Genomic DNA, 23,798 nt, shown 5'->3' on the forward strand with positions numbered 1-23,798 from the left:
ACAGGTGAGACCACGTGGCTCATTGTGCGACAGGTGCACACTGTAAATTTCACTGTTTCGCTGTGAAATGAATCCGTTTTCCCAGCTTTCGAAAAGAGTCGTGTTGAAGTTGCGTTTCGGTATACGGTTTGCTCTGTAGGAACTGAGCGGAGGCTAAACCTGCCCCGCATCCAATTTGACCCGGAACGCAAATGTCGAAAAACCGTTTGGCTACAAATTCATCGCACGTCGATTCAGACAAAAGTTTGTTAGGTAAACTGTTGGTAGCGTCCCCCCGCGTCCCAATGGGGTTTGCCCACGGCCGCACAGTTGTGCTTGTTTTGCAGGACTCTGATGAGGGCATTTTTGGCGTCGTTTTAAACCGTCCGGCCACGCCTGACATGTTGTTGGCGTGGCAGCAACTTGCTGATCAACCGACATTCGCCGCCGAGCGACTGGTTTCTGGCGGACCTGTGCAGGGACCTGTTTTGGCACTGCATAGCAAACAGGAATTGGCAGAAGTTGAAATTCAGGGCGGGCTGTTTGTGTCCGTTCAGCAAAATGCGATCGAGCGGTTGAGCGAATTGGAGCTGTCCGAAGAAAATTCGGCCTTTCGCATCGTCCTTGGAGCCGTCAACTGGGAATCCGGGAAACTGCAGCACGAACTTGATCAAGGATCTTGGTTCGTCGTCGATGGTGATCCAAGTCTGGTATTTTCTGATCCGACAAAGCTTTGGGAGCGAAGTGTGCGGCAATACGGAGCGGATTCGATTCGAAGCCTGACAGGAATTTCCCAGTTTCCTGCAGATCCGCTGCTGAATTAGGCATTGAGCCGTCTTTCCCTAAGTCAGATTTTTCTGATAATTGGGGAACGAACCTAACGCGATCGACGCCGTAATGGATTGACTTCATCACGCAGCAGATCGTCGTGTCTAAATTTAACCTCTGAGGTCAACCAAATGAAACTGGGATATGTTCTTACTCTGTTAGCGCTTTGTTGTTTTGGCGCAACTACTTTCTCAGGCTGTGAAACAGACACGAAGGTCGCGTCGACATCCGATCACGATCATGATGGCCACGATCACGGCGACCACGACGGTCACGATCACGACGGTCACGATCACGACGGACATGATCATGATGGGCACGACCATGCCGAAGGCGAATTGCCTGCTCACGGACCAAACGGCGGTCACCTGTTCAAACTTGACGGCAGCGACATGGTGGGCGAGTGGATTCACTACAGCGACAACGATATTATTCGTGTCCTTTTGCTTGATTCGGAACTTCAAAATGCAGTCGCGTTCGACGGCGTTTCGATCACGCCAAAAGCTGGCGACGACAAAACTCCGTTTGTTCTCGAACTTGACCCCGAAAAAAATGTGAACGACCAAAAACTGGTTTACATGCTGGACGATCCGCGTCTGATGAAGAATATGAGCCTTGGGGTAGTTGTTGAGTACACCGTAGGCGATGAGAAGTTTTCAGGTGAAATCAAACCGCATGCTCCGCACGATCACTAGTCATTGGTCGTCAGCGGCTATTTGACGAACGTCTTATAAGCAAAGGCACGGTCGTATACGACTCATTGGTGACGGTCCCGCAAACCGACGCAGTTCCAAACGATCACTGCGATAAAGTTACATTTTTAATGCTCTTTGATAGAAAGCCAGCATGAACGCTGTCCGATCAATTTCGAAAGCATCCTTTAAGGCCAGCCTTTTGCTGGTCTTTTTCTTTGCCCTGTTGCCGCCTCAAGGATTCGCTCAGCAGAAAAGCCAAGCCGTCGATCCCAAGCGACTTGCCGTCGATGTCGTTGCGGTGCATCGTGTCGGTCGAATACACGGCATCGTCATGTCGCAAACCGATCAGTCGGTCTTGATGGTGGTGCGGAGAGACTGGCTGCAGTCGGCTCACCCAGAATTCTACAAACAGCACGCGGATTCAGAAAACGAAATCGCGGCCGAAGGTCAGCAACGACTACTGGAGCGAATTAAAACCTGGCGTGCGGAATACGAAGGCGACGATGCGGAAGTGATCAATGAGTTTCTCGACGACAACATAAAAATGTTGGGGCTCGATAAGCCTGCGGATGTTTCATCGTTCGCGTTTACGATTCTGAAGCTTGATCGCGAGCAACTCGGACGCATCTACCTCCAGGACGAGGATCGTCATCGGCTAGCGGGAATCGGTTGGTCTGAAAACCTGAAAGATGTGGAAACGACGAACGCGGTGGTGCTGAAAAGGAAGCTTGAGCAGCAGAACGTCGACGTCGAGTCATACGTGTTGAAGCTTGGGAACGACATGCCGCCGATGTTCGAGTCCGACGAAAAGTGGGAGGTGCGGAAGGCTCTTGTCGAGTTTGCTCTGTTGCCTCGCGTTGAGTACCAGGGAACGGGTGAGATGTTTTTCAGGCGTGGCGCGAACGCAAATCCGGCTCAGGCGATCCAGGCGATGATGGAAGGCGGATTCGGTGGCTTGGGCGGAGCGTCGAACATCCAGCAGCTTGGTCGAGAACTCGGGCTGCCCGAATTTCGGGATCGTCCCAGCAGTCGTGACAAAATCAAATGGATTGATCCAATGATCAAAGCCGCGGAAGACGAAAACCGGCGCAGCTTTTCGGTGTCGAGGCTTACTCAGGGCGAAACCGTGACTGTCGAAATGACGCTGTACTACAAAGGTCGCGACGATCGATGGTTGCCGCTGAAGAAGTTTTCTAACAGCCAACGGCTGGCCGATCAAACCGCCGACGAAATGGAAGTTGTCGAGCAGGATCCCCAAATTGCGCGAGTGATGGAGATGGCGAAACAATTCGGGCTGGCCGATCCAAACCTGATGAAGAAAGCCATCCGCAGCGGTGTGGCCACAAAAAAAGCGCTCGAAGACTCGATGTCCGAATTGGACGAGTACGTCGAACGCTATTCGTTTGAAATTGACAATCCGCCCGTGGAGTAGGGCGGCTGTCGGCTATGACGCTGCTTTCGCGACGGCGTCTGGAGTGATGCCGAACTTTTCGTAAAGCTCTTCGAACGGCCCCGAAGCACCAAACGAATCCATGCCGACGAAACTTCCTTCAGCGCCAAGGTACTTTTCCCAGCCCATCTTGATGCCGGCTTCGCAAGCCACACGATTCGTTACCGCTGCCGGCAACACAGACTCGCGATACTCAGCCGACTGTTCGTCGAACAGCTCCCAACATGGAACGCTGACAACGCGAACTTTCTTGCCCGCCGCCGTTAGTTTTTCGGCCGCTTCGACGCAAATTTGAACTTCGCTACCGGTTGCCATCAGGATCGCATCCGGAGTTCCATCACAGTCCTGCAAAACGTAGGCTCCCTTGATCGCGTCAGTCGTGCTTGCCGCTTCGAGGGTTGGCAGATTCTGCCGCGACAGAACCAATACGCTTGGACGTTTCTTGTCCGACAACGCCGCTCGGTAACAAGCCGAAACTTCATTCGCATCTGCGGGACGCATTACCAAGACTCCTGGAATCGAGCGGCAAGCGGCCAAATGCTCGACGGGCTGGTGAGTCGGTCCATCTTCGCCCAGTCCAATCGAATCGTGCGTCATGATGTACAGCACAGGCTGGTGCATGATGCTGCTGAGTCGCAGGGAAGGGCGGAGGTAATCGGTGAACACGAAGAACGTGGCACAGTACGGACGAAGCCCGCACAACGACATGCCGTTGCTGGCCGCCGCCATCGCGTGCTCGCGAATCCCGAAGTGAAAGTTCTTGCCGCTGTAGTCGCTGGCCAAAAAGTCGCCCGCGCCCGGAGCATCATTGTTGGATTTGTTCGAACCGGCGAGGTCAGCAGAACCGCCGATCATCCATGGAATGCTGCCGCAAACGGAGTTGAGAACTTTGCCGCTCGAAGCACGCGAAGCCATTCCTTTGGCATCGGCAGGGAATTCAGGAAGCGATGACTCCCAGCCCTCCGGCAACTCGTTGGCCTGCATTTGCTCAAGCTGAGTCGCAAGTTCAGGAAACTCGGACTTGTAAGCGGAAAACTTCTCTGTCCACTCTGCGTAAGAATCCGAGCCGCGTTTGCCAACGGTCGAACGGAAGTGCTCCAGCACGCCGTCGGGAACCGTGAACTTGTCGTAGTCCCAGCCGTAGTTTTCTTTGGTCAGTTTGATCTCTTCGTCGCCCAGCGGAGAACCGTGAGCACTCGACGTGTCCTGTTTGTTCGGAGCACCGAAACCGATGATGCTTTTGACGATGATCAACGTCGGCTTGTCCGTTGTCGATTTGAACTTTGCGTAGGCGGCTTCGAGAGCGCCCAAATCGTTTGCGTCTTCGACCGTGATCACACTCCAGCCGAGGCTTTCGAAACGTCCGGCAACGTCTTCGCTAAACGCCAGATCGGTGCGGCCTTCAATCGTGATCTCATTGTCGTCGTAAACCCAGCAAAGATTCGAAAGCTTGAGGTGACCGGCCAGCGATGCGGCTTCGCAACCGATGCCTTCCATGACGTCGCCGTCGCTGCAAACCGCGTACGTATCGAAGCCGAACAACTCATAGCCAGGTTTGTCGTACGTTGCCGCAAGCCATTTGCCTGCGATCGCCATTCCGACACTGTTACCAAGGCCCTGCCCAAGCGGTCCAGTTGTGGTCTCGATCCCGGCCGCGTAGCCGAACTCGGGGTGACCGGCACAGGGGCTGACCAGCTGGCGAAAATTGCGAATGTCTTCCAGGGAAATCGCTGGACCGTCGATCGGGTTGCCATCAGCGTCAACTTTGGAAACTTCTGCCAAATGCAAAACCGAGTACAGCAGCATCGAAGCATGGCCGCAAGAAAGGACAAAACGGTCACGGCCCATCCAGTTCGGATTTGCCGGATCGTAATTGAGAAATTTGGCCCACAGAGAATAAGTCAACGGAGCCAGCGCCATCGGCGTTCCGGGGTGGCCGCTGTTGGCTTCCTGAACGGCGTCCATGGACAATGTCCGGATGGTGTTGATGGCCAATTGGTCGATTTCGATGGTCGATGTCGTCATGTGTGCTCCAGCGTCGTGCTGATTTTATTGGAAATATTTTTGCGGTAATCGAATTTTGAACCTGATTATGGGGTTAAATCAGTTGTGGTCAATTCGGACTGCAATAATTGAGGGTTGATCGCGACGGAATCGAAGCGCTGCTGCTTTGAACCCGCTGAGGGGTTAGGATAGCGTTACCAGCGTTCGATGATCCAACCAAAATTCGGCTTCAAGGCCGTGGAAATCAAATTTGTGCCAAGTCATCTCTTTTGTGTGATTGGAAAACGATGAGCCATCGAAGAAATTTTAACAAAATGTTGCTCGGCGGAGCACTGGCTGCTGCGACTGGACTTTCGACACGGCATGTGATCGGCGGATCAGCTCCAGATCGGAAAACCTCGGCAAACGAGAAATCTCCAGCCGAACTGATGACTCCCGAGACCAACGCCGCGATCGACCGCGGGTTGAACTACTTGCTGCGGTCGCAGATCACGACGGGACGAAATCGTGGCGCATTCGCGGCCAGCGGATTGCAGTCCGGGGTCGCAACGGCTTCGCTGGGCGGATTGGCGTTGATGTGTGGCGGCCACGCTCCCGGTTTTGGAAAGTTTGGCAAAGCGATCGACAACGCGGCCCAGTTTGTAATGAACAATGTCCAGGAAACTGGATACATTTCGCGTCGCGATTTGCCCAGCGAAAGAATGTACGGTCACGGATTCAGCATGTTGTTCCTGTCGCAGGTTTACGGAATGACAAAGAAGGCCGCGCTTGGGGAAAAGCTTCGCAAGTGCGTCGAGCTAACTTCAAAGACGCAAAACGACGACGGCGGTTGGCGATACGAGCCAGTGAAAAGTGACGCTGACCTTTCGATCACGGTCTGTCAAATCATGGGCTTGCGCGGTGCCCGCGACGCAGGCATCGACGTTTCAGATGAAGTTCGATCGAAGTGTATCGAGTACGTCAAACGCAGCCAAAACGAAAACGGTAGCTTTCGTTACACGCTTCGCGGCGGCCATTCGACGACGGCGATGACGGCCGCCGGAGTAACTTCGCTTTACAGCGCCGGAATTTATGAAGGCGAACTGGTCGAGAAAGCGCTCAAGCGACTTCTCGCGTCGAAGCCACGTTCGTCTCGCGGCGGTCACTTTTTCTATACGCACTACTACGCCGTTCAGGCCATGTGGCATGCGGGCGGCGACTACTGGAATACCTGGTACCCGGCGATTCGAGACGTATTGGTCAACGATCAGGCTGACGATGGCTCGTGGAGATCGAGCGAAGCAGGTCCGCAATTTGGCGCGGCGATGGCGAGCATCATCTTGCAGATGCCGTTGAACTACGTGCCAGTGTTCTCGCCATAACGCAGCGTTCCCGTTAGCAATTTTCGCCCGGCACAGTTTTTGACTTTTCCATCCGGAACGCCATGCGGATCCTGATCCTAACCGTCGGAACTCGCGGTGATGTCCAGCCATATGTGGCGTTGGCGATGGGGCTGATCGCGGCCGGGCATGACGTCAGCATTTGCACCTGTCAGATTTTTGAATCGTTCGTTACGTCGCGCGGGGTCGGCTATTTGCCCCTGAACGATGACATTCGGGACTTCATGGAGTCCGAGGACGGTCGGCGTGCGATGGAAACGACGACCAATCTTTTCAGTGCGATCCGTGCCGGCATTCGTTTGATGCCGAAACTGAAAGGGATGATGAATCGGCAAGTCAACGAAATGTGGGCCGCCGCGGAATCCTTTCAGCCCGATCTGATTCTGTTTCACAAAAAAGCGATAGGAGCCGAGGACTTCGCCGAGAAACTTGGCTGTCGCTGTGCACTCGCGTTTTATCTTCCGATGTATGTTCCGACCCGCGAGACGCCTGCGTTTGGATTTCCGCGGCTTCCGCTAGGCGGCTGGTACAACCGGCTGACCTATCGAGTCATCGAGTTCGTGACCCGGTTGAGCGGCGGTAAGTTCGTCAAGCGATGGCGACAAGAGCAGGGCATGTCAAAGAAGCGCACGCCGTACTTCAAGCATGCCGACGGAACGCCGATCGCATCGCTGCAAGCCTACAGTCCGTCCGTGATTCCCGAGCCCGGCGATTGGCCCCAGCACGCGACCGTGACAGGTTATTGGTTTTTGGATGCGAAAGAAGAATTCGAGCCAGCGAATGAGTTGGTACAGTTTCTCAAAAACGGCCCGCGTCCGATTTATGTTGGATTCGGAAGCATCTTTGGCCTGGATCCACGAGCGAAAACAGAGCGCGTGATTGAAGGAATCCGCCAATCAGGATGCCGCGCGATTCTGGCCGCGGGTTGGGGAGGACTGGATCTCAAATCTTTCGATCTGCCCGACACAATGTTGGCGATTGATTCCGCTCCGCACGACTGGCTGTTCCCCCGAGTCGCCGCGGTGGTGCATCATGGAGGTTGCGGCACGACCGCTGCCGGACTTCGCGCGGGTTGTCCGACGATCATCTGTCCATTTTTTGGCGACCAACCATTTTGGGGCCGCATTGTGCATGAACTGAGAGTCGGTCCGAAACCGATCATGCAACGAAAACTGACGCCCGAAAATTTGGCCGCCGCCATCCGGTCGACACTCGAAAGCAAATCCATTCGCGCAAACGCGGCCGCGCTCGGAGAGAAGATCCGCAACGAAACTGGTGTCGACAACGCCGTGAACTTCATCAATCGCCATTTCCAGTCAGTTGTGCTGAGCCGTGAAAAATGAGTTGACATAGGCGTGTGCCATGCGCGCAAACCGCGATGCACGAACCCGCCTTTCATCAGTTTGACGAACGACTACGTTTCGTACGTCGACTGACCGTGGTCTTGTAAGCGTGAGATTTTGTCGACCGAGTAGAGTCCGGCAAGCACGAACTCAACGCAGGACGCGCGGACCGCTTCGTCGGACGACGCGTTGACTTCGAAAGCCTTCTCCCACGCTGGCGGAACCTGCTTCAACCGGTCGGCATACTGCGACGACGGGATCATGTCGCCCACTTCGATCCGCACACCTTTGCCAAAAATTTCGGAGATATCTTCGAGACCATGTTCGGTCACGTACTCCGTAAACACGACATTGATGGCTTCCGCGATAATGTTATCCAACACCTGACGCTCGGACATTTGATGGCTTCCCATCAAATCCAGTTCCAGTTTGCCAAGCGACGATGTGTATAGATGCCCAAGGTCACTAATCCGCGGCACGGCAGGCTTCTCACCCAGCACGATTCCGCGTTGCCGTGCGCTGGCGACCATTGTTCGATAGTTCGCAAGGCTAAAGCGAGCGCTCACGCCGCTCTGCTGGTCGATGTATTTTGACTTGCGAGCCTGAACCGTGATCTGTTCGCAAATTTCTTTCATGAAGTACGGAACCGCAACAGGAAAGTCTCCGTCGAGGACGATCTCGGATTCCTGCTCCATGATTTCGATTCCGACCGCGCGATCTTCCGGGTAGTGGGTCTGAATCAAGCTACCGATACGGTCTTTCAGTTGCGGAATCACTTTGCCGCTGCGGTTGTAGGTTGACGGGTTGGCCGAGAAGAGAATCAAGACGTCAATGTCGAAGCGAACGGGAAAGCCGCGAACCTGAACGTCGCGTTCCTCAAGGATATTGAACAGGCCGACTTGCACCAGTTCATCGAGTTCCGGCAGTTCGTTGATCGCAAAGATACCTCGATGCATTCGCGGGATCAAACCAAAATGCAACGCGTCTTCGGAAGACATACTCACGCCGCCGGCGAGCTTTGCCGGATCGATTTCCCCAATGATGTCGGCGAACTTTGTGCCAGGAGCCAGTCGCTCTGCATAGCGGTCTTCGCGATCCCACCACTTGATGGGAATCTCGGAAGGCGGCGTGTTCGCGACCAGCGTTTTCGCCGTCGAAGAAATCGGATCGAGCGGATCTTCGTGGAACGGCGAGTCGATATCGAGGTAGGGCACAAACGGATCGAGAAAACGAATCATGCCACGCATCAGACGGCTTTTCGCCTGGCCTTTCTCGCCCAGATACAGCATGTCATGGTTCGAGAGTAGCGCAATGTTGATCTCGGGAATCACCGTATAGTCATAGCCCAGAATTCCGGGATACAATTCTTCCCCGGCGGCCAGCATGCGGACGAAGTTGTCCTGGATTTCCTGTTTGACCGATTTCGATTGCCATCCGCTATCGATCAGCGATTGTAAATTGTTGGGTCGTTCGTTGGCGTTCGCCATTTCGTTCTGTTCCTGTACTGTTACGCTTGCGAAAATCGCGGACCGTCGATTATACAACTTCGTTCCTGGGTGGATCGCCGGTCAGGTCACATTATTCGTTTGCAGATTCACAATGACATCCGATATCAAATTTATTTTCTTCGACATGGGCAAAGTGCTGTTGGAGTTTGACCATCAGCGGTTGATCGATCAAGTCGCGGCGCTGGCAAAAAAGCCTGGCGATGAAGTCGAGCAAATTCTGTTTCAGTCGCCACACGATCTGGAGAACCGTTTTGAACGCGGTGAGCTTAACGGGGACCAGTTCCATCGTGCTTTTTGTGAAGTCGCCGATTGCGAAGTCGGCAAAGATGACTTGATGCTGGCCGTTGCCGATATTTTTTGGCTAAACACCTCGATCGTTCACGTGCTGACTCAGTTGAGCTACGTCAATTTTCCGATGGCGATTCTTTCAAATACTTGTGAAGCTCATTGGGATTTCGCCGTGCGACACTTTGCTGCCGTCGGGCAAATGTTCCGCCAGCGGGTGCTCAGCTACGAAGAAAAAAGTATGAAGCCGGATGGGAAAATCTATCAGGCGGCGATTGCGCTGGCGAAGGAGATCACCGGATGTGAACCAGGTGAGATCTTCTTCACCGATGATCGACAGGAAAATGTTGATGCAGCCCGTCAGGCCGGAATGCATGCCGAGCTATACGTTTCGACTCGTGAGTTGGCCGAGCAATTGAGGCAACGCGGCGTGCCAGTGACGGGGTGAGTTGCCAAAAGCGATTCGCTAAGGCACCGCAAAATTTGGAATGCGTCTGTGACGAAAATGCTTTTGCAATCATGGTCCAGAGCAGCATCCGACGTTGCAAGCCGTCGAGACCATCGAGACAATTGGGCGGTTGAGGCCGTTAGTCCGAGAGCTCTTCGAAGGCTTCCAGAATGTCGCTGCGACGACGGAAGAAAGCGTCAACGACAGCCGGATCAAAATGCTTGCCGCTGCCTTCGAGCAAAATTTGGAAGCACTTCTCGACAGGATACGCTTCCTTGTAAGGCCGTTTTGTGCTGATGGCATCGAACACGTCGCAGATCGCTGTAATTCGGCCTTCCATTGGAATGTCTTCTCCGGCCAAACCGTGTGGGTACCCGGAACCGTCCCACTTTTCGTGATGGGTTTCGGCAACCAACGCGGCCAAACGCATTACCGGTGAACTGCACTCGTCCACGATGTTGCGAACCTGATTGAGTGATTTGTTCTCGTCGAGTTTCTCGCCACTGATGATTCTGCTGCCTGTGCGACAATGATTCTTCATCATCTCGAACTCGCTGTGCGTCAGATTCTGAGGCTTGTTCAAAATCGCGTCCGGGATACCGATCTTGCCCACGTCATGCAGTTGAGCGGCGTGCTCAAGATCGATGACCTGTTGCGGTGTGAACCCAAGTTCACGTGCAATGATTGCCGCGTAACGACCCACACGGATAACATGCTTTCCAGTGATGTCGTCACGGAGTTCGGCCGCGCGAGCCAGACATTGGATCGCTTCGCGGCGAGACGCGATCAACTCCGCCGTCCGTGCTTCGACCTGCTGCTCCAGTTGAGCCGAATAACCAGCCAACAGATCGACGTGTGCTTTGGCCAACAGCGTGTTTCTGACACGAGCCACCAATTCGCTGACGACAACCGGTTTGTTGAGGAAGTCGTTGGCTCCAAGGTTCAGCGCTTTAACGCGAAGCTCAGGGTCTGTTGACGAAGTCAAAAACACGACAGGAGTTGAAGCTGTGGCTTCGATTTTGCGGATTTGCTCAAGGATTTCCATGCCCGAAACTTCTGGCATATGAATATCCAGCAGCAGAATATCCGGTCTCTCTTTGACGATTCTATCGACCGCTTTCGTGGAGTCTGTCTCCACCAGCAGACGTTCGAAACCGGCAGTTTTCAGATACTTCTTGACGACAATTGCCGTGGAAGGTTCGTCGTCGATGATCATGACTTTCGACGACGTCACGTTGAGCGGTTCTGGCGTTTCGGTGATGTGGACCTGTCGCGGAGTTCGTTCTTTGGTGACGTTTTCAACCGCGATGCAGCCTGATCCATCGTGAAACGTCGAGCAGTTTCTGCCATTCTGCTTGCTGCCGTACAGTGCCGCATCACCACGTCGGAAAATCAACGAAGAATCGTCGCCCTTGAGCGTATTGGTGACGCCGATGCTGATCGTGAGATAGACTTTCTGCCCCTTCATCACGATGGGTTGCGATTCTACCTCGCGTCGAATGCGCTCCGCTGCTCGCGTCGATTCCAGCTTGTTGCTGACGGGCATGATCACCGCAAACTCTTCGCCGCCGATGCGACAAACCAGATCAATCTCGCGTGTTTTGCTGCTGATTGTCTCGGCGATGAACTTCAATGCTTTGTCGCCGGGCTGGTGACCAAACGTGTCGTTAATTTTTTTGAAGTGATCGATATCAATGATCAACAGGGCGAAATGAGTTCGTTGCCGTGACCATTCCAGCATCTTTCGATTCAGCTCAAAATCGAAAGCGCGGCGATTCGCTGTGTTGGTCAGCGTATCCCGAAGGACGTCCTGTTTCAGTTGCTCCGACTGCTGTTTGAGTTCGTCGTAGGCAACCTTGGAGGAAAGCGTGTTGCGGACGCGAGCGAACAACTCGTTTGCAACGATTGGCTTATTGAGAAAATCGTTGGCACCAAGATTCAACAGTTTCGTGCGCGTCTCTTCGCTTGCCGCCGAAGTCAGTGCCAGGACGGGAGTGTTGCAAATCTCGCGATCGCTGCGAATCTGGCTGAGAATATACGCACCGCTGACTGGCATCATCAAATCCAGCAACACCAGATCCGGTTCGTATTGGTGTATCACACCAATGGCCTGCTTCGAATCATTCAACGTTTTGATATTGTGAAAATCGCTGGACTGCAGGTACTTTCGAATCACCTCGGTTGTTGGCTCGTCGTCATCAATGACCAGAATCTTCGCCTGCTTTACCAGATGATCGGTTGAGCGAGGGTACGAAAACGGCGACGGCAGACCGCTGCCGGAGACAACGGGCATCGACGCTGGGCTAGACGTTGATTGATTCGGAGATAGGGGCATTGGTTTCTTGGAACAAGCTCTGGCTTAGGTAAAACCGACCATCTTGAAGCGTAGCTTTTGAGTATGTCGTGTGAATTCCGGACGCATTTTTCGATTTGGAAATCGAGTCTCACGATTCATGCTGTGTCAATTGTGAGGGTCACGCTTGCTACATCTAGCGGTCACCGTTTTCACTCATTGAGCGGTAAGTTCCAGACTTGAGCTAACGTGAACTCTGGCAGCCATTTCGCAGATGTTGCGAACCGCTTCCATGCAGGCGTTCAGGTCCGATTCCTTGGCGGCGGTTTCCAGCACCAGTCCGGGTTCGCCAAGCGACGCGTATCCGGCGGATCCACTGGCTCCTTTGAGCCAATGTCCGAGTGCAAACAGCTGCTCGAAGTCCTGTTCGACCAAAGCGTTGACCATCGATTCGACTTTCGCGCCAAGGTTGCTAACGAAGAGCTTCGCAACGTAGACAAAGTCTTCGTCGTCCATCGGCAGCGAAGATCCAATGAGCTCAGCGTCCGCTGGCAGAAGTGATTCCATGACCGGTGGTGATTCCGGTTTGGGCTGCGGAGCTGTCGACGTCGGCGGTTCTGCTGCTAACTTTGGCGGTTTATCCAGCGGCACCGTTGCCGTTGCGGTTGTTGGTGTGGCCGCTTCCCCCGAAGTCGCTGTTGTTTCACTTGGCGAAATCGTCGGCAACTCAGTCGTCGGCGATTCGTCAGCTACAGGCTGCAGCGCCGATTCGATTGCTTGCAACGCCGCGTTGAAAGATTGTTCAACGCTTGTCGGTTCCGGTTGGGAAACAGGCGCCGGCGGTTGGAGCTGCGGCTGCGGTTGGAGTTCAGGTTGCGCCTTTGGCTGCGGCCGCAGTTTCTTGGCTGGTTCTTTCTTTGCCGTGCTTACTCGTCCCGTCACAGCGACGGAAAGTTCAGTCAGCAAGCGTTCGCGGTTGATCGGTTTTGCCAGAAACCCGCTGCATCCCGCGTCAAGACATTGCTTCTTGTCCTCGGCCATTGCGTTGGCCGTCAATGCAATGATTGGCAGGCGATGCCCTTGTTTACGCAGCAACTTCGTCGCCTCGAACCCGTCCATCACTGGCATGTGCATGTCCATCAGTACAACGTCGAAATGTTCCGAGTTTACTTTTTGGACAGCGATCTCACCGTTTTCTGCCGTTTCGAAATCAGCATTTGCTTTACGCAAGTAAACTGAAACAAGTCGCCGGTTTGTGTCGCCATCGTCAACGATGAGAACCTTCATCGGCGGCAATTCAATTTCTCTGTCTGTATTTGCTTTGGTCTTCGCGACAACTTGGGAGTCACGTTCACTGACCAGGTCGACGCCTGAAATATCACCGATGTCAACCATCAAGTTAAATGAGCTACCTTCGCCAGGCGTACTGTCGACGGTAACACTTCCCCCCATCTTTTCGGCCAGCTCTTTACAGATCGCAAGGCCCAAACCTGTGCCTCCGAAGCGACGCGTGATTGATGTATCGGCTTGGGAGAATGGCTGGAAGATCTTTCGCTTCGCTTCCTTGCTCATCCCGATCCCGGTGTCCTGAACGCGAATGCTGAGCATCGTCGATTTTCGGTTTCGAACCACGTCGGTGCGAATAGTCACGCCGCCTTCGTCTGTAAATTTGATAGCGTTGCCGACCAGATTAATGATGGACTGACGAAGGCGGACAGCGTCAGCCTGAATTTTGACAGGCATTGCGCTGCCGTACTCACATCGCAAGTAGATGTTTTTCTCGTCGGCCTTGATTTTCAGGACAGCGACGACATCTCGCATCATTGCGAAAACAGATACAGGCGTTCGCTCAAGCTCCATCTGGCCCGACTCAATTTTCGAAAGGTCGAGGATGTCGTTAATCAACGCCAGAAGGTGCTCTCCCGAGTTGTGGATGGTTGTCAGATGATTCTGTCGCGTGTTCGGGTCTTCCTCCAGATTGTCCCGCAATACTTCCGCGTAGCCCAAAATCGCGTTCATTGGTGTTCGGATTTCGTGGCTCATGCGTGCCAGGAATTCGCTCTTCGCTTTATTCGCATTGTCAGCCGTTTGTTTCGCTCTGGCCAAATCCACTTTGTGTCGCTCAAGATCAGTCACGTCCTCGAACGAAGTCAGGACGCCGACGTAGTCACCTTTGGCACCAACGATCGGCGACGAGTTTGCGATCAAAGTCATCTTTTTGCCGCTATGATTTGGCAGCTGCAGCAGCGTCCCGGCGATCGGGCTTCCGCTACGCATGGCTTTCTCCCACGGCATTGTCAAATTCGCTGACGCCCGGGCAACACTATCCCACGTTGAAGTCCCTGCCGCGTTGCCGCGCGACCACGGAAGCGTCTTGGGGTCAGCGCCAATCAGACGCCGCGACTCACAGCCGATCCATGTGGAGAACGCGTCGTTGGCCAGTCGGATCCTGCCCTTGGAGTCGGTGAGAATCAGTCCTTCGGTCAGTGTGTTGAGAGCCTCTTCCACGTGCCGCGGCACGGCTTCGGAGGGGTCGAGTTGTTTGAGTACTTTGCCCAGGTAGTACGCGAAAGCGACAACACAAAGGATTGAAACGAGAGCCAGGTAGAGATACTTCGGGCTAAGCCAACTCGCCGTGGGGCGATCTGCAAACACCGGTTTAAATCGAACCTCCAGTTGTCCCCATTTCTGTGCCCCAGCCTTCATGGGCACCGCGATATGAGTCTCAACAGGACGATTGGTTTCGTCGGCTTGCCAGTTATTTTTGTGGTCGCCGGATGAAACTTCGATGCGCCCGGTGCGCGACCTGAGAGCCGCCGAGATGATGTCGTCGTTACGTTCCACGATTGCGTCAAGTGTGCGCTCAATCGATTTGTATTCTTGCTTGTTCAATAAAACCGAAGATTGAATCGCCAACGAACTGGAGAGTTGTCCGCGGCCTCGCATCACCGCGGCGCGCTCGTCCGGCGCGATGCCGGTTGCCCCGGCCAGCGACATGATGCTGACCAGAAGGCAGATGAGGCCAAAGGTTACCTGGTACTTGATGGGGATGTTCTTCATCGTGCTTTCGATGCCGTTTGAGTTTTGCTTTGTTCTTCGTCCGCGAGGGGTTGCGGATCGGAGTCATCAGGTTTTGAAATAATCGTTTCCAGCGATTCCGTTTCTTCGTCGGATTCTTCTTCCGGTTTCGACAGCACAGCCAGCATGTCCAACGACGTCCATGCGGGAAGCTGTGACAGGAGTCCGAGCAACAATTGGCCTCCCCGGATCAACCACGCGAGGTAGCCTGCCGTAAAGATCGATGCGATCGAGGCAATGGTTCCGACGGCAATCTGAGGCAGGGCTGCTTCGTTTCGGATTCGATTGTCAAGGGTGTCGAGTTCGCTCCACAGATCCTGCAACTCGGCTTCATCGTCTTCACGAACAAGCTGCGCCGACTCCATCGCAAGCTTCTTGGCTTCGGCATAGACATCGTCGAACAAGTCTGTCGAATCGATGTCGCGATAGTACTGATTCGCTTCAAACCGATCTCCGAGGTCCAAATCCGCAAGGACTTTTGACTGGAAATTGATCAGCGAACCTGCTTTTCGTGCGTTGTCGTATACAACATTGCGATCTGCCGACGGAGGTGGGACTAGTAACAGTTGCGTCGTCGCATCTGCTTCGTCCGTCGACTCCTCGGCAGGCTTCGAAATGACGTCCGTGCCTGCTTCAAATGGATTTGGATTGTCCACCGTTGCCCCCACGAACTCCAGATTGCTGGCGTTGATGGAGACAGGTGACAACGCATTGAATTTCGCGTCATCGATCGAGCTGGCCGTCACAGAGATCGTGAATTCGGTGTCGCCATCGTCCTCAAAGTCATTCTCGCCAGTAACCGAAATCGATTGAGGCGTATTCCAGTTGTCGGGAGTAAACAGAATTGATGTCGCCGACAAGAATGCCTCTGCCGTATCGGAAACCGAAAGGTCGACCAGAACGTCTGCCGTTGGCTGGCTATTGAGCCTGACGACAAACTCGTCTTCGACACCGTTCTCGCTGGTGAATAATTGAGTTGTTGATACGACGATTCCCGCGCTGTCGTCGTCAACGTTCGTTAGAACAACCTGTTCGGTTTCAAGGTTTTCATATTTCAGGTCGCTGCTATCCGCGGCGCTCAAATTGATCGAGTAAGTTTGATTGCCGTCGTCGATCCGTTCATCGACTCCCGTGACTGTCACCGTTTGAGGTTGCGACCAGTCGTCGGGCGTGAACTGTAGCTGCATCGTCGATGTAATTCCTTCAGACACATCGCTGCTGGATACGCTCACCGAGACGATGCCCGCAGGGGCGCCGAGCAAGACGACTTCGAATGTTGCAGTGCCTCCAGATTCCGTGGTAACCAACGAAGACGTCGGCGTGATGGAGATGCCAAATTGCTTGACTTCGATCTCAAGATTAGCCGAATCAAGCGAGTATGGAGTTGTTCCGCCTGCTGTTGAAACGTCGATTTGAACGGTCGAAGCGCCACTAAAAGATCCGCTGTAGCTGCTGTCAATCGCAACAAACTCCAATGGCGTCGGCGATCCGGCAAAGCCAGCGGCAGGTAGGAACCGGACGATTGTGTCGGCGGAAATCGCGACAGCGGCGGCTTCGTTCGACAGCCCAATGTTTTGCCACATGTCGCCGGTCGAATCGAAGTACTGCCATTGGCCTTCGGCGAGCGTCGCGTTGTTCTGGATGACTGCGATGCCCGACAGCGTGTCGCCGTCGATGTCAGAGAACAGGGCGTCGGCAAAATCACGGACGCTTTCCCCGGCTGGATCTGAATCGCGAAAGACGTCCGGTAAAATCCCATTGCCAAGGAGTGTCGGCGCATCGTTTTCGGATACAACGCGGACTGTGAATTGGTCGAGTGCCGAAAACTCGCCATCATCGGCAACGATGTCGAGTGTGAAGTCTCCGAACTGGTCGTCAAGAAGATCAATCACAAGCGAATTGCCGACGATTTGTGCAGAAGCGATCGTCGGGTCCGAGTTGTTTGACAAGGTTAGGTTCAGCGTGTCCAAATCGACATCGGTGAATACGTTCGACAGGTCGAGCGTCAGGTCCGAATCGTCTTCGGTTGCAACAATGTCAGCGATCGGGTTTGCGACAACCGGTGCTTCGTTGACATCGGTTACGTCCAACGTGTGGCTGTCAGAATCTTCCGTGCCGCTGCCAATCGATGGATCGTCCACAGAAACGGTGACTTCGAGAGTTGCCGTTGTTTCGTGATCGAGGCTGGAGCCAGATCGCAGAAACAGCTCCGTGCCGACGATTTCGAAAAGGCTGGCGTCTGCTCCAGAAAGCGACAGGCTTTCGCTACCCAACGCGTCGTCAGTGATGACGATGTCCGCGATTTTCGTTCGCGATGTCGTGTCCTCGGGAACTCCGGCACGTTTGTTAACTAAAGTAACGGCAGGTAATTCGTTGACGTCGAGAACGCTTAATACATGCGAAGCCGTATCTTCGACGCCACTGCCGATCGTCGGATCGTCTACCTCAACAGTGACTTGCAGGTCAGCAAGTGATTCAAAATCGAGGCTCACGTTTGATTTGAGGAATAGTTCCGTTCCAATAATTTCGAACAGGCTGGTGTCCCGACCTGACAACGAAAGCGTTTCGGTTCCGAGTGCATCATCGGCGATTTGGATGTCCGCGATCTTCGTCGGGCTGGACGTGTCAAAGTTTTCAGGCAAAGAGCCAACGGTGTTGGTCAGGGCAATGGCAGGAGCTTCATTTTGGTCGCTAACGGAAAGCGTGAACGCAACCGAGTCTTCAATGCCCGACCCCAAGGTTGAGTCATCGACTGCAACCACGACGTTCAGCGAAGCCTGTGATTCAAAGTCGAGGTCGACTCCGGATTTCAGGAACAGCTCAGACCCGATGATCTCAAAATTGCCACTGTCGACGCCAGAAAGCGAGATCGTTTCCGAGCCCAGTGCATCGTCTTCGACCACAATGTCCGCGACTTTCGTTGGTCCGCTGGTGTCCGTGTTTTCGGCGATAACCAGAACCTGATTGGTCAGCGTCACCGATGGGGCTTCGTTGACATCTGTCACAAGAATAACGTGATCTGCTTGTGATTCCGCTCCGGTTCCAATCGAAGGATCATCCACGGCAACGGAGATGTTCAACGATGACTGCGTTTCAAAGTCGATTCTTTGATTTGCTCTCAGGAACAGTTCGTTGCCGATGATCTCAAAATATGCACTGTCAGATCCCGCAACCGACAACGTCTGGCTACCAGAACCGTCGTCAGTCACCACGATGTCCGCGATCTTGGTTTGTGAGATCGTGTTTTCGGCAATCAAATTGACTGCGTTGGTTAGCGCAACGACCGGAGGCTCGTTTGTGTCCGCGACGCCGATCGTCAGTGAAAATGAATCCTCGAATGAAGTTCCCAGCATTGAATCATCGATTTCGACTGTGACATTCAGCTGACTCTGAGCCTCAAAGTCGAGGGTGACGCCTGATTTCAGAAACAGCTCCGTGCCAATGATCTCGAACAGATGGCTGTCGACGCCTGACAACGATAGCGTTTCCGTACCCAATGCATCATCAATAATCTGTATGTCGGCGACTTTGATTGGGTTCGATGTATCCGCATCTTCGCCGATGGTGCTGATCGTGTTGTGTAAGGCGATCGACGGAGCTTCATTGACATCGGTTACGGACAGAATCATGCTGTCTGAATCTTCCGCGTTCGAGCCTATGGTCGGGTCATCAACGGAAACGGTAACATCGAGATCAAAATCGGATTCGAAATCCAGTCCAGAAGTTGCTCGCAAGAACAATTCAAAACCAACGATCTCAAAAAGGCTCGCGTCGAGCCCTGAAAGTGTCAGGTTTTCCGAACCGAGTGCATCATCGGCGACAACGATGTCCGCGACTTTGGTTTGAGCCGTCGTGTCTTCTGGGACCGATGCGAGTTTGTTGGTCAGCGTAACGGCTGGAGCTTCATTGACATCCAAAACGTTCAACGTGAAGTCTGCGGAATCTTCTGCCGAAGTGCCAATGCCTGGGTCGTCGATCGAAACGGTGACGTTTAGCTGTGGATTCGATTCGAAATCAAGCCCGGTGCCCGCTCTAAGGAACAGTTCGTTGCCCACGATTTCGAACATCGCACTGTCAGTGCCTGAAAGCGAAAGGGTTTCGGTCCCCATCGCGTCGTCAGTGATCACAATGTCCGTGACCTTGATCGCGGAACTTGTGTCAACGGTCTCGGGCCGATCGATCACGGAGTTCGGAAGCGAGATGGTCGGTGCTTCGTTGATGTCGTTAACGGTCAACGTGAAGTTCGTAGAATCTTCGCTGCCAGAACCTAACGTTGCGTCGTCGACTTCGATTGTTACATCGAAAGTTGTTTTAGTTTCGAAGTCGATCGTGGTTCCAGCTCTCAGGAACAGCTCATTGCCAATGATTTCGAAGTCGCTCGAATCTGCGCCGGAAAGAGACAACGTCTCACTTCCGAGGGCATCGTCGCTGACCAGAATGTCAGCCATTTTTACCCGAGTCGACATGTTACTGTTTTCGTCGATCAGCAGAACCGAGTTGCTCAGAGAAACCGAAGGTGCTTCATTGACATCGTTGATGTCGAAGCTGAAAAAATCGGAATCTTCGTTCGAGGTCCCAATTGTTGGGTCGTCCACCCTAACGGTCACGCTCAGCGATGCGCGGCTTTCGAAGTCGATGGTTTGTCCGGCCTTAAGGAACAACTCCGTGCCAATAATTTCGAACAGGTTTGCGTCGGTGCCATCGATTACCAAAGTCTCGCTCCCAAGAGCGTCGTCGGTGATGACGATGTCAGCAATCTTCGTTTGGACCGTTGTGTTTTCGTCCAGGTCTGTGATTCGATTGGTCAGCTGAATCGATGGAGCTTCGTTAACATCGACAACGTTGATCACGTGGGCGGCTGAGTCTTCGAAGGTGATGCCAATGGTTGCGTCGTCGACTTCGATCGTGACGTCGAGCGTTGGATTGGTTTCGAAGTCCAGCGTCGTGCCGGATTTCAGGAACAATTCGCTGCCGACAATTTCAAACAGATTGCTGTCAGTGCCGGAAAGTGTCAACGTTTCGCTACCGAGTGCGTCGTCGTTGATCTGGATGTCGGCGACCTTCAGGTCGTTCAGAAACTCCGAGTTTTCGTCCAACAGAGTGATCGTATTCAAAAGCGTAACCGTAGGAGCTTCATTGACGTCGCTGATCGGCAGCAGGAAATCGATTGAGTCTTCACTGGTTGAGCCGATGCTCGGGTCATCAATGTCGAGCGTCACAAAAAGACTGGATTTGGTCTCGAAGTCCAGTGAAGCACCAGCCCGCAGAAATAGTTCGTTGCCGACAACTTCAAACAGGCTGGCGTCCGGTCCCGAAAGTGTGATCGTTTCGCTGCCGAGAGCATCGTCAATGATCGTGATGTCCGCGACTTTAATCCGCGAAGTCGTATCTGTATCTTCAGGCAACGTCGAAACAGTGCCAGTCACGGCGATCGATGGTGCTTCGTTAACGTCGGTCACGTTGACGACGTGGCTGTCTGAGTCTTCGATCGTCACGCCCAACGTCGCATCGTCAACCGTAACGATGACGCTCAGCGACGGTTGTGTTTCATAGTCCAAAATTGCACCGGATCGCAGATACAGTTCGCTACCGATGATCTCAAAAAGTGCCGCGTCGGTTCCGGACAACCCAAGCGTTTCACTTCCCAACGCATCGTCGGAAACTGTAATGTCAGCGATTTTGGTTTGAGCCGAGTTGCCTTCTGGAACTGAGAATACTTTATTGGTCAGTGTTACCGCGGGGGCTTCATTAACGTCCTGAACGCTGAGCGAAAACGCGACAGAGTCTTCATAAGTCGAGCCCAGAGTCGCGTCGTCGACCTCGACGGTCACTTCCAGCGTCGTGTCGAATTCGAAGTCCAGCGAAACGCCTGCCCGCAAGTACAACTCAGTGCCCAAGACTTCAAATAGGCTCGCGTCGGTCCCGGACAAGGCAAATGACTCGCTGCCCAGTGCGTCGTCGGTGACCTGAATGTCGGCGACTTTTGTCCGCGCTGTCGTATCAAAGTTTTCCGGCAGTACATCGACCGTATTGAGCAACGCAACGGTGGGCGCCTCATTGACGTCCGAAACAGGAAGGGTGAAATCTGAGAATCCTTCGATCCCGGTTCCGATGTCAGGGTCGTCGACCTCGACTCGAACGTTCAAAATTGGCAGCGTTTCAAAATCCAGTGAAACGCCGGCGGATAAGAACAGTTCCAGTCCGACGACTTCGAACTTGCTCGCGTCGGACCCTGAAAGTAGAAAGTTCTCATCGCCGAGAGCATCGTCACTGATCAGAATATCTGCGACCTTGATTCGCGAAGAGGTGTCCGTGTCTTCCGGCAGACTTGAGTAGACATTGTCAAGGAAAATCGAAGGGGCCTCGTTTGAGTCTGCGACGCCCAATGAAAAACTGACTGAATCCTCGATCGTTGAGCCTATGGATGGGTCATCGACCCGAACCGTTATGCTTAACAAAGGTTTGCTCTCGAAGTCCAACGCCACGCCGGCTCTCAGGAACAGTTCCGTCCCGATGACTTCGAACAGTCCACTGTCTGATCCCGCGACACTCAGCGTTTCCGAACCGAGTCCATCATCTGTCACGACGATGTCAGCGACCTTTGTTCTGGCCGATGTGTCGTGGTTCTCGAACACGGCAGGCACCACGTTGTCGAGAGCGATTGACGGAGCCTCATTGATGTCGGTTAGCGCAAAAACGTGATCGACGAACCCGTCAAAGGTCGTGCCGATGCTTGTGTCATCGACTCGAACCGTGAATTCGAGATCTGGATTGGTTTCGAAGTCGACTCCGGCATTGGCTCTCAGAAAAATCTCTGATCCGACAATTTCAAACTTGCCGGCGTCAATCCCCGCGAGAGAAAGTGTTTCGGATCCAAGAGCATCATCCACAATAACGATGTCCGCGACCTTCGTCTGTGCCGTTGTGTTTTCTGGGATCGACGGAATCACATTTTGCAACTGGACCGCCGGAGCTTCATTCACATCGTTGACCGAAATTGTCAGTTCCGTCTCGTAGGACAGGCTTCCAGAGTCCGTGACGCGTACGGTGACCGTGTAGGAGCTGGTTGTTTCGTAATCCAGATTGACTCCGGTGACCACCAACTGATTCCCTGAGGCAATCGAAAACGGAGATGTGCCGACGACCTCAAACGTAAACGGACCGCCTTCCCAGTCGATCGCGGACAGTGCTCCGATGCTCAATCCGCTAGACGTTGGTGTGTTTTCATCGACTTGAAGATTGTCGATTGAGATCTCGATCGGTGATGTATTCGTTGGTTGAAGAGCAATCGCGTTGATTGACTCATCGGCCGTGGTGAGCGCAAGGTCGCTTCCGTCGATTACCATGAAACCTTCAGCTCCGCTGCCAGAATCGAAACGGAGGAGCCCGACGTCTTGAGCCTGTACCGAAACCGATGGCGATCCGACCGCGCTGTCAGCGTAGGCAAGCGAGAAGAAAATATCGCCTTCTTCGAAATCCATGCCTCCGATTGTGACGTTCGACTGAATAACTTGTAACGCGTCAACGGGTTGATTCAGCGAAATCGATGCGGTGACTCCGAGAGCGACCAGCCCCGAGGTTCCTGAAGTCGTTCCTTCGCCCGTGGTGTCAGGCGCGAAGTACGAAATTGCGTCGAAACCCAAGACGGTTCCGCCCAACATGAACGTACCTTGATCAAAATGGTCTCCATTGGGCATGTCGATACCGCCGGGCTTGTCGACGAGCGTCAGTCCGCCAAAACTCACAGGCAGCGGATTGTCGATGAGGTAATAGAACTCCCCGGACGTAAAGTCGCCGGGAGCTGCCGGGCGGAATAGGTACAGGTCATCGTCGGTAGCAACGGATGTTGTATTTCCAGTCAGCACCCCATTTCCACTGGTTCCGAACACAAGGTCGCCGTATTGCAGGTCGAATGAGTCTGCTCCAGTGCCGAGCGTAAAGTCATGCTGGACGAAATGCAGGCCACGCAATCTTACGTCGTCGAGGGGATCGGTAAATCCATTCGAGCGAAGATCAAAGAATGACGTCATCGTGCCATCCGTGCTGCTGCCAAGCGCAAGATTCGGATCGCTCAATTTTTCGGCTTCACTGTCATCGAAATTGTCAGTGCTACCACTCGCGTTCCCAACGGTTGAGATTAGCAAATCGAATTCGGTATAGGTCGCCGACATTGCGGCCATTTGAAACTGTGGAACTGCGTTCTCTGTTGGCTCACCAAGATCGACGGCTTCCGGTGCTTGCTCGACTAGCTCTAACGGCGTCGCGCTATAAAGAACTCGTGCTTCCAGCTCGTAGGCAGACAGATCGTTGGCGCATTCGTCATCGCCCAAGGATTCCGGGCTGGAACCTCGAACCGCAGCCAACAGTTTTGCGAGCTTCTTGTTCATTGGAGAGGGGCGTCTCATTGGGTTGAGTTTGCGTTGTCGTTGTGTCGAGTCGCAATTCCAGTGAACTGTAGGTTGCAGAAATAGGGTGAAACCTCGATTTCGGAAATTGGGTTAATTGAGT

11 protein-coding genes are annotated in these 23,798 nt (G+C 53.6%); 6 read left to right on the top strand and 5 right to left on the bottom strand.

Annotation, left to right across the window (positions count from 1 at the left end):
- The first annotated feature begins 284 nt into the window (after positions 1–284).
- The 3 genes from MFFC18_RS10520 to MFFC18_RS10530 all read left to right on the top strand — a co-directional run bounded on the left by MFFC18_RS10520 (position 285) and on the right by MFFC18_RS10530 (position 2,934).
- Positions 285–803 carry a YqgE/AlgH family protein gene (locus MFFC18_RS10520; protein ID WP_075081518.1) on the top strand — a complete coding sequence of 173 codons (519 nt, stop codon included), beginning with the start codon at positions 285–287 and terminating at the stop codon, positions 801–803.
- Positions 804–938: 135 nt separating this feature from the next.
- Entirely contained in the window at positions 939–1,502 is a 564-nt protein-coding gene (locus tag MFFC18_RS25270) for a hypothetical protein (RefSeq protein WP_075081517.1), read from the top strand.
- A 151-nt stretch (positions 1,503–1,653) separates the two neighbouring features.
- The gene (locus MFFC18_RS10530) at positions 1,654–2,934 is read left to right on the top strand and encodes a hypothetical protein (RefSeq protein WP_075081516.1); all 1,281 of its coding nucleotides are present in this window, start codon (positions 1,654–1,656) and stop codon (positions 2,932–2,934) included.
- 12 nt (positions 2,935–2,946) lie between these two features.
- Here MFFC18_RS10530 and tkt read toward each other — a convergent pair whose 3' ends face one another.
- On the bottom strand, positions 2,947–4,977 hold the full coding sequence (tkt, locus tag MFFC18_RS10535; RefSeq protein ID WP_075081515.1) for a transketolase: 2,031 nt from the start codon (positions 4,975–4,977) through the stop codon (positions 2,947–2,949).
- A 266-nt stretch (positions 4,978–5,243) separates the two neighbouring features.
- Here tkt and MFFC18_RS10540 point away from each other — a divergent pair, with 266 nt between their 5' ends.
- Entirely contained in the window at positions 5,244–6,317 is a 1,074-nt protein-coding gene (locus MFFC18_RS10540) for a prenyltransferase/squalene oxidase repeat-containing protein (protein ID WP_075081514.1), read from the top strand.
- Positions 6,318–6,379: 62 nt separating this feature from the next.
- Positions 6,380–7,678, top strand: coding sequence for a glycosyltransferase (locus MFFC18_RS10545; protein WP_075081513.1), 1,299 nt, complete (start codon positions 6,380–6,382; stop codon positions 7,676–7,678).
- 71 nt (positions 7,679–7,749) lie between these two features.
- Here MFFC18_RS10545 and MFFC18_RS10550 read toward each other — a convergent pair whose 3' ends face one another.
- Positions 7,750–9,165, bottom strand: coding sequence for a magnesium chelatase (locus tag MFFC18_RS10550; protein ID WP_075081512.1), 1,416 nt, complete (start codon positions 9,163–9,165; stop codon positions 7,750–7,752).
- A 112-nt stretch (positions 9,166–9,277) separates the two neighbouring features.
- On the opposite strand from MFFC18_RS10550, the gene MFFC18_RS10555 reads away from it, so the two are divergent.
- The gene (locus tag MFFC18_RS10555) at positions 9,278–9,919 is read left to right on the top strand and encodes an HAD family hydrolase (RefSeq protein ID WP_075081511.1); all 642 of its coding nucleotides are present in this window, start codon (positions 9,278–9,280) and stop codon (positions 9,917–9,919) included.
- Positions 9,920–10,058: 139 nt separating this feature from the next.
- Here the strand turns inward: MFFC18_RS10555 and MFFC18_RS10560 are convergent, their stop codons facing one another.
- The 3 genes from MFFC18_RS10560 to MFFC18_RS10570 form a co-directional block, all read right to left on the bottom strand.
- Entirely contained in the window at positions 10,059–12,212 is a 2,154-nt protein-coding gene (locus tag MFFC18_RS10560) for an HD domain-containing protein (protein WP_075081510.1), read from the bottom strand.
- Positions 12,213–12,428: 216 nt separating this feature from the next.
- Complete coding sequence (locus MFFC18_RS10565; RefSeq protein WP_075081509.1) at positions 12,429–15,272, bottom strand: response regulator; 2,844 nt, start codon at positions 15,270–15,272, stop codon at positions 12,429–12,431.
- Complete coding sequence (locus tag MFFC18_RS10570) at positions 15,269–23,677, bottom strand: hypothetical protein (RefSeq protein ID WP_075081508.1); 8,409 nt, start codon at positions 23,675–23,677, stop codon at positions 15,269–15,271. Before MFFC18_RS10570 ends, MFFC18_RS10565 begins: the two co-directional genes overlap by 4 nt.
- Between the last annotated feature and the right edge of the window lie 121 nt (positions 23,678–23,798).

The organism is Mariniblastus fucicola (assembly GCF_008087665.1).
In the GTDB taxonomy this organism is placed as follows: Bacteria; Planctomycetota; Planctomycetia; order Pirellulales; family Pirellulaceae; genus Mariniblastus; species Mariniblastus fucicola.